A 7,320-nucleotide genomic window follows, 5' to 3' on the forward strand; every position below is an offset into this window, starting at 1 on the left:
AGCCGGGTGCGCCAGAAGATCGACACCTCGCGCAGCAGCTCGCGCTCGATCGCCGCCCGCTCGGCCTCGCTGCGGGCGTGGTCGAAGGCCTCCAGGTCGCGGGCGATGGCGCTCTGCCGGTCCAGCACGCTCTTGCGGCGCACCTCGCTGGGATGGGCGGTGATCACCGGGGCGATCAGGGCGCCGCGCAGCAGCTCGGCCACCGTCTCCGTCGCCACGCCGTCGCTCTTCAGGCTGCGGACCGCGCCGGCGAGCGTGTCGGGCCGTGCGTCCCCGGCCCGGCCGCGGCGGCGCTGGATCTGGTCCTCGGCGATGTTGGTGATCTGCAGGAAGACGGCGAAGGAGTGGGCGAACCGCACGGTGTCCGGCAGCGAAAGCCCGCCGAGCCGCTCGGCCATCACCCTGGCCGCCTCCGGCGTGCCCTCCCGGTGGAAGGCGACGGAGGCCTGCCGGATCTCCTCGATCTGGCTGAACACCGCCGGCCCGTCCTCGGCTCGGATCACGTCGCCCAGGATGCGGCCGAGGAAGCGGACCGAGGAACGCAACTGATCGGGAAGCGACTGGCTCATGACCCAGAGCAAAGCCACGAAGCCGCCGTTGCGTCATCTGGTTTCCCCGGCGCCGCTCGGCGATAGTCCGGACACGTACGCCAGGAGAGCCGCATGACGCCCGACGAAGCCCTCGCCCGCATCCGCCGCTACGACGGACGGCTGAAGGCGTTCGTGCGGGTGTTCGAGCCGCCCCTGATGGGCGAGGACGCCGACGGCCCGACCTTCGCGGTGAAGGACCTGTTCGACGTGGCCGGCGTGCCGACCGGCGGCGGCGCCGTGGTGCCCCTGGACCCCGCCCCCATCCGCCACGCCCGGGCCGTGGAGCGCCTGCTGCAGGCGGGCTGGAGCGCGGTGGGCAAGACCCACACGGTGGAGCTGGCCTATGGCGGCTGGGGGACCAACCGGGCCGTCGGCGCGCCCTGGAATCCCTGGGACGCCCGGGTCCATCGGGCGCCGGGGGGCTCGTCCTCCGGCTCGGCGGTGGCGGTGGCGGCGGGCCTCTGCGACGGGGCGCTGGGCTCCGACACCGGGGGCTCGGTGCGGATCCCGGCGGCGATCTGCGGCGTGGTGGGGCTGAAGCCCGGCCGCGGCCTCGTCAGCCTGCGCGGCGTCCATCCCCTCGCCCCGGCGCTCGACACGGTGGGCACGCTCGCCCGCGACGTGGCGACCGCGGCCCGGATGCTGGCCGACATCTCCGGTCCGGACGACGCCTCCGCGACGCGCGCACCCTTCGACGCCGAGGCGGCGCTGCGCTTCCCCGCGCGCGGGCTGAGCGTCGCGGCCATTCCGCTGGACGAGCTCGGCGAGATCGACCCCGAGGTGGCGCGCCTCTACATCGCGGCGCTCGACCGGCTGAAGCAGGCGGGCGTGGTGGTCCAGATGGTCTCGCCGGCCAAGTCGCTGGAACAGTCCTTCGGCCCCAACGGCATGCTGATGGCCGGCGAAGGCTGGCGGATCTGGGGCGAGCGTATCGAGCAGCACGGCTCGGTCATGGACCCCTGGATCGTCCGGCGCTTCGAGGCCGGCCGCGAACTGACCGACGAGCACCTGGCCGAGGCCCACGCCCGCCGGGCCCGCGACCAGATGGCCTTCCACGCCTGGCTGGCCGACTTCCACGGCCTGGTCAGCCCCACCTGCCCGATCCCGGCGCCGCCGCTGGCCCAGGTGGACGAGACCACCTCTCCGCTCAGCCGGCTGACGCGGGCGGCGAACTACCTGGACCTGCCGGGGATCAGCGTGCCGTGCGGCCTGACCGCCGAGGGCCTGCCGGTGGGCCTGCAGATCCTCGGCCAGCCCCGCGACGAGTCGACGGTCGTGGCCCTGGGCGCCGCCTTCGAGAAGGTGTCGGGCTGGAACGGCCGCGGCCCCGACCTGAGCGGGTTCGAGGCCTGAGCGCCTACTCCGCCCGGAGCGCGGGCGCCGGCCGCTTCGACAGCGCCTGGAAGGCGGCGAGCAGGCCGCCGGCCCCGGTGACGGCCGCCGCGCCCCCCAGCAGGGCGGCCACCCCGCCCCAGTCGACGCTCCAGTCGGTTTCGAACACCTGCGTCACCACGGGCCAGGCGGCGGCGTAGCCCAGGGCCACCCCGGCGGTCCCGGCGATCAGGCCGACGGCGCCGTACTCCAGGACATAGGCCGCCAGGATCTGGGCCCGCGAGGCGCCCAGCACCTTCAGGGTCGCCGCCTCGCGGGTGCGCTCCCGGGCGCGGGCGGCGATGGCGCCGGCCAGGACCAGCAGGCCCGCCAGCGCGGCCACGGCGGCCGCCCCGCGGATCGCCAGGGCGAGCCGGTCGAAGAGCGCGGTCGCCGCCTCCAGCTGCTCGCGCACGGAGATGACGTTCACCTCGGCGAAGTCGCGGCCGAGCGCGCGGGTGACCGCCCGCTCCTGCGCGCGGGTCGCCTTGGCGATGGCCACGTTCCGGGGCTCGGCGCCTTCGATGGCGTTTGGCGTCAGGATCAGCGGGAAGGTCGCCCCGAAGCCGCCGAACTCCACCTCGCGCAGGACGGCCACGCGGGCGTCGATCTCGCGGCCCAGCACCTGGATGGTGATGACGTCGCCCAGCCGCACCCCGCCGCCGGCCGCCACCTCCTCGCTCATGGCCACGAGCGGCGGGCCGTCGTAGGCGGTCGGCCACCAGCGGCCCTGGCGGATCTCGGCGTTCGGCGGCTCCGGGCCTATGGCCGACAGCGTCACCCGGGCGTCGTAGGCCCAGCGGGCGTTGGGCCGGATCCGGGACCGCTCCACCGGTTCGCCGCGGATACGCACGATGCGGCCGTCGATCATCGGGGCGCGGAGGTAGATGTCGGGCGTGAGGCGGGTCCCGAAGGCGCGGGCCACCTCGGCGTCGAAGGCCGCGGCGCGGGCGTGCGGGATTTCGGTGAAGACCAGGGCCGGGGCGGAGCGGGGCGCGACCTCCGACACCTGCCGCAGCAGGCTCGACTGGATCAGCACCACCGCCGCCAGCAGGGCCACGCCCAGGCCGATGGCCGGGGCCGCCGTCCGCGCCGCCGAGCCGGGCCCGGCGAGGTTGGCGAGCCCGATGCGCACCGGACCCCGCGCGCCGACCCGGAGCCGTCCCGCCAGCCGGGCCGCGCCCGCGCCCATCAGCCAGAGCAGGACGAAGGCCACGATGACCCCGCCGATCATCGCCGCCGCGGTCAGCAGGGTCGGCGCGGTCACCAGGGCGAGGCCCGCCAGGCCCACGGCCGCCACCAGCGCGCCGACGATCTCCGGCCCGAAGCGCAGGCGGCCGGCCAGGTCGCTGCGGAACAGGCTGGCGGGCGGCGTGGCTCGCGCGCGGCCGAGGGGGGCCAGGGCGAAGGCCGCCGCGCACAGCAGGCCGAAGGCCGCAGCCTTGAGGAGCGGTCCGGGATAGACGGCGAACAGGGCGGGGACCGGCAGTTCGTCCTCCACCAGGCGGCCGAGGATGACCGGCGCCGCCGCGCCGACGGCCAGGCCGATCGCGACGCCCAGCAGGGCCAGCACCGCGATCTGGATCAGGTAGACGTCGCGGACCAGCCCGCCCTCGGCGCCCAACGCCTTGAGGGTGGCGATCACCGGCTTTCGGGCCTGCAGGTAGGCGGTGACCGCGCCGTAGACGCCCAGCCCCCCGGCGACCAGCGAGGCCAGGCCGATGAAGGCCAGGAAATACTCCAGCTGGTCGATCATCCGGCCGATCCCCTGGGCGGCCTCGTCGCGGGTGCGGATGCGCAGGCGCTTTCCGGGAAGCTGGTTGCGGATCTCCCCTTCGGCGCGGTCCGGATCGGCGCCGGGCGGCAGGACGATCCGCGCCGTGGCGCCGAACGGCAGGCCGGGCGCCAGCAGCCCGCTGGCCTCCACGGCCTCCAGGCTGGTCAGCACGCGCGGGCCTAGCGCGAAGCCGCGGGAGAGCCGGTCGGGCTCCTCAAGCAGGACGGCGGTGGCCACCATGGGCACGTTGCCGACCAAGAAGCGGTCGCCGAGCCTGAGGCCAAGCCGCTCGAGCAGCGCCGCCTCCACCGCCGCGCCGTAGGCGTCGCCGCGGCGGGCGGTGGCCTCGCGCGCCGAGGCGGCGCCCATCAGGGTGACGCGGCCGGCCACGGGATACTCCGGGCTCACCCCGCGCAGCTCCACCAGGCGCCGTTCGCCCGAGGGCGCCTCGGCCATGGCCCGGTTGGCGGCGGCGTAGGCCGTGCGGCCGGCGCGCTCGAACACCACCTGCTCCTCGTGGGAGAACCGCCGGCCCTGCACCGAGATGGCGAGGTCGCCGCCGAGGATGTCCCGCGCCTCGGCCGCGAGCCCCTGGCGGAAGGCCTCGGCCGTGGAGCCGGCGGCGGCGATCGCCGCAACGCCCAGCGCCAGGCAGGCCAGGAAGATGCGGAAGCCGCGGACGCCGGCCCGCAGCTCGCGCGCGGCGAAGCGGACGGCGAGCGGGATCACGGCGCCTCCGCCCGGCCGTCGCGCAGCCGCACGGTGCGGTCGGCGCGGGCGGCCAGGGCCTCGTCGTGGGTGACCAGGACGAGCGCCGAGCCGGTCTCGGCGGCGAGGTCGAACATCAGCTCCGCCACATGGGCGGCGTTGGCGGCGTCGAGGTTGCCGGTGGGCTCGTCGGCGAACAGCAGGGCGGGCCTGGGCGCCAGCGCCCGCGCCAGCGCCACCCGCTGCTGCTCGCCGCCGGAGAGCTGGTGCGGATAGTGCCGCGCCCGCGCCGAGAGGCCGACGCGCTCCAGCCAGAGGCGGGCGGTCTCGGCGGCGTCGGGGCGGCCGGCGATCTCCAGCGGCGCCGCGACGTTCTCGGCCGCGGTCATGTTGGGCAGCAGGTGGAAGGCCTGGAAGACAAGCGAGACCTTGCCGCGCCGCAGACGGGCGCGGCCGTCCTCGTCCAGTCGCGCCAGGTTGCGGCCGAACAGCTCCACCCGTCCGCCGGTGGGCCGCTCCAGCCCCGCGGCCACCGCGATCAGCGACGACTTGCCCGAACCCGACGGCCCCACGAGCGCCACACGCTCGCCCTCGTCCACCCGCACGCTCAGGCCGCGGAGGATCTCGACCGGCCCGGCCGCCGAGGGCAGCGTCAGGTAGACGTCGTCCAGGAGGAGCGGCGGAACCGACGGATCAGGCAACGAGACCTCTCGAGGACCATTGGACGGGCGAGACCAACGCCTAGATAGGACAGGCTCATGGCCGATACACCCACCGCGCGTCTTTCCCGTCGAACCCTGCTGGCGACGGGTCTCGTCCTCCTGCCCGGGGGCGCGTTCGCCGCCAAGGGCAAGGTGGTGACGATCCTCGGCGACTCCATCACCGCCGGCTATGGCCTTCCGGCCCGCGCGGCCCTCCCCGTCCAGCTGCACGCCGCCCTCCTGAAGCTCGGCGCGCACAGCGTGGTGCGCGGGGCCGGCGTCTCCGGCGACACGACGGCGGGCGGCGCCGCGCGGGTGGACTTCAGCGTGCAGCCGGACACCGACGTCTGCGTGGTGGCGCTGGGCGCCAACGACCTGATGCAGGGCGTCTCGCCGAAGGTGGTCCGCGCCAACCTCGACAAGATCGTCCGGCGGCTGAAGCAGCGGAACAAGGGCGTGGTGCTCTGCGGGATCGAGGCGCCGGCGGAGATCGGGCGGAACTACGCCCGGGAGTTCAACGCCGTCTTCCCGAGCCTGGCGCGAACCCACGGCGTGGCGCTCTATCCCAACCTGCTGGCGGGCGTGGCGCGGGTGCGGGCCCTGAACCAGGCCGACGGCATCCATCCCAACGCGCAGGGCGTTCAGGTGATCGCGCGCCGCCTCGCGCCGGTGGTGGCGAAGGCGATGGCGGCCCGGCCCTAATCCCTCGGCGGCGTCGGCCGGGCGCCCAGCCTGAGCAGCGCCAGCCAGGCCAGCAGGCTCCAGGCCGCGCCGAACACCCAGCCGCCCAGCACGTCGCTCGGCCAGTGGACGCCCAGGTAGACGCGGCTGATCCCCACCGCCATCACCAGCAGCACGGCCAGGGCATAGGCCAGCCGCTTGGTGCCGCGCGTCGGCTCCAGGCTGGAGATCAGCATCGCCAGCGTCAGGTAGGTGGCGGCCGAGAGCATGGAGTGACCGCTCGGGAAGCTGCCGGAGTAGACGAAGGAGCCGTGGCTCACGAGGTCCGGCCGCGGCCGGCCGTAGAGGGCCTTGGCCACTTCGCTGGAGAGCTGCGCCAGCGCCACTGCGCCGACCAGCACCAGGGCGTGGCGGCGGCGGCCGTGGAACAGGAAGGCCAGGGTGGCGACCACCGTCACCACCGTCAGAACGGTGAAGCCGCCCAGCGCCGTCACGTCCCGGATCGCCTCCTCCAGCGTCCGCGGACCCAGCGGGTCGTTGAGGTCGGCGGGGTTGCGCAGCGCCAGCAGGACCTGGCGGTCGAAGGCGTTGGTCTCCCCGTCGCTCACCTCGTCGGCCAGCTCGAGGAAGGCCCACAGCGCCGTGGCCGCGCCCAGCAGGATCAGCAGGACGCGGCTCTCGATGCGCTTCAGAAGCGAAAGGAGCGGGTGACGCCTCGGGTCGACCCGCTCCTCATTGCGCCCGGTGACCATCCGGTCAGGCTATCAGTAGGATCCGCGGCGGGCGAGCACGGCGGGCACGGTCAGCGCCAGCACGGCGGCGTCCATCCAGACGTTGCGCCGGGCGGCGTAGACGCAGTCCATGGCCACCCGGGTGCGGTAACTGGTGTCGTTGCGGCCGGAGACCTGCCACAGGCCGGTGATGCCCGGCTTCACCGCGCAATAGTTCTGGAAGCGGCGGCCGTACTTGGAGATCTCCGCGTCGACGATGGGACGGGGCCCTACGAGGCTCATCTCGCCGCGCAGGACGTTGAAGAGCTGCGGCAGCTCGTCGAGGCTGGTCTTGCGCAGGAACTCGCCGAGCCTCGTGACCCGGGGATCGTTGCGCAGCTTGTGGTCCTTCTCCCATTCCGCGCGGGCGGCGGGGTCCTGCGCCAGGAGCTCCTGCAGCCGCCGCTCGGCGTCGACCGCCATGGAGCGGAACTTGAGGCAGTAGAAGTGGCGGCCGTTGCGGCCAAGCCTGCGGTGAGCGAACAGTATCGGCCCGCCGTCCTGGGCGTAGATCGCCATCGCGACACCGATCATGATCGGAGCCAGGAAGATGAGCGCCAGAAGCGCCACTATAACGTTCATGGCTTCGGTGAGCGGCTGATCGAGGGAAACCCTGCGAAGGCGCGGCCGGGCCCCTTCCAGGACCTGGTTTGCATAGACAAATTCAGACATCGGAAACTTCGGAAGCTGTCCGGCGAAGCCAGTCCCCGCCAGGAACAGGC

Annotated in this window: 7 protein-coding genes; 2 read left to right on the plus strand and 5 right to left on the minus strand. The window is 74.3% G+C overall.

Annotated features, from left to right (window positions below; genetic code table 11):
* Positions 1 to 587 (minus strand): phosphoenolpyruvate carboxylase (locus V7Z97_RS18460; RefSeq protein WP_334164909.1); only part of this gene is annotated, 587 nt, incomplete at its 3' end.
* A gap of 75 nt (positions 588 to 662) precedes the next feature.
* On the opposite strand from V7Z97_RS18460, the gene V7Z97_RS18465 reads away from it, so the two are divergent.
* A complete protein-coding gene (locus V7Z97_RS18465) occupies positions 663 to 1,943 on the plus strand; it encodes an amidase (RefSeq protein WP_334164910.1) in 1,281 nt (426 codons plus the stop codon).
* Between the two features lie 4 nt (positions 1,944 to 1,947).
* Here V7Z97_RS18465 and V7Z97_RS18470 read toward each other — a convergent pair whose 3' ends face one another.
* Positions 1,948 to 4,467, minus strand: a complete 2,520-nt coding sequence (locus V7Z97_RS18470) for an ABC transporter permease (RefSeq protein ID WP_334164911.1) — start codon at positions 4,465 to 4,467, stop codon at positions 1,948 to 1,950.
* Positions 4,464 to 5,147, minus strand: coding sequence for an ABC transporter ATP-binding protein (locus V7Z97_RS18475; RefSeq protein ID WP_442958051.1), 684 nt, complete (start codon positions 5,145 to 5,147; stop codon positions 4,464 to 4,466). The genes V7Z97_RS18470 and V7Z97_RS18475 overlap by 4 nt, the downstream gene beginning before the upstream one ends.
* 57 nt (positions 5,148 to 5,204) lie before the next feature.
* Between V7Z97_RS18475 and V7Z97_RS18480 the strand changes: the two genes are divergently transcribed.
* Positions 5,205 to 5,849 carry an arylesterase gene (locus V7Z97_RS18480; RefSeq protein ID WP_334164912.1) on the plus strand — a complete coding sequence of 215 codons (645 nt, stop codon included), beginning with the start codon at positions 5,205 to 5,207 and terminating at the stop codon, positions 5,847 to 5,849.
* Here the strand turns inward: V7Z97_RS18480 and V7Z97_RS18485 are convergent.
* Together V7Z97_RS18485 and V7Z97_RS18490 are read right to left on the minus strand one after the other, a co-directional pair.
* Positions 5,846 to 6,580 carry a phosphatase PAP2 family protein gene (locus tag V7Z97_RS18485; RefSeq protein WP_334164913.1) on the minus strand — a complete coding sequence of 245 codons (735 nt, stop codon included), beginning with the start codon at positions 6,578 to 6,580 and terminating at the stop codon, positions 5,846 to 5,848. The genes V7Z97_RS18480 and V7Z97_RS18485 overlap by 4 nt on opposite strands.
* Positions 6,581 to 6,592: 12 nt before the next feature.
* Positions 6,593 to 7,270 (minus strand): sugar transferase, encoded by a 678-nt coding sequence (locus V7Z97_RS18490; RefSeq protein WP_334164914.1) that lies wholly within the window; start codon positions 7,268 to 7,270, stop codon positions 6,593 to 6,595.
* Positions 7,271 to 7,320 lie beyond the last annotated feature (50 nt).

The organism is Phenylobacterium sp., from assembly GCF_036821595.1.
Lineage (GTDB): Bacteria > Pseudomonadota > Alphaproteobacteria > Caulobacterales > Caulobacteraceae > Phenylobacterium.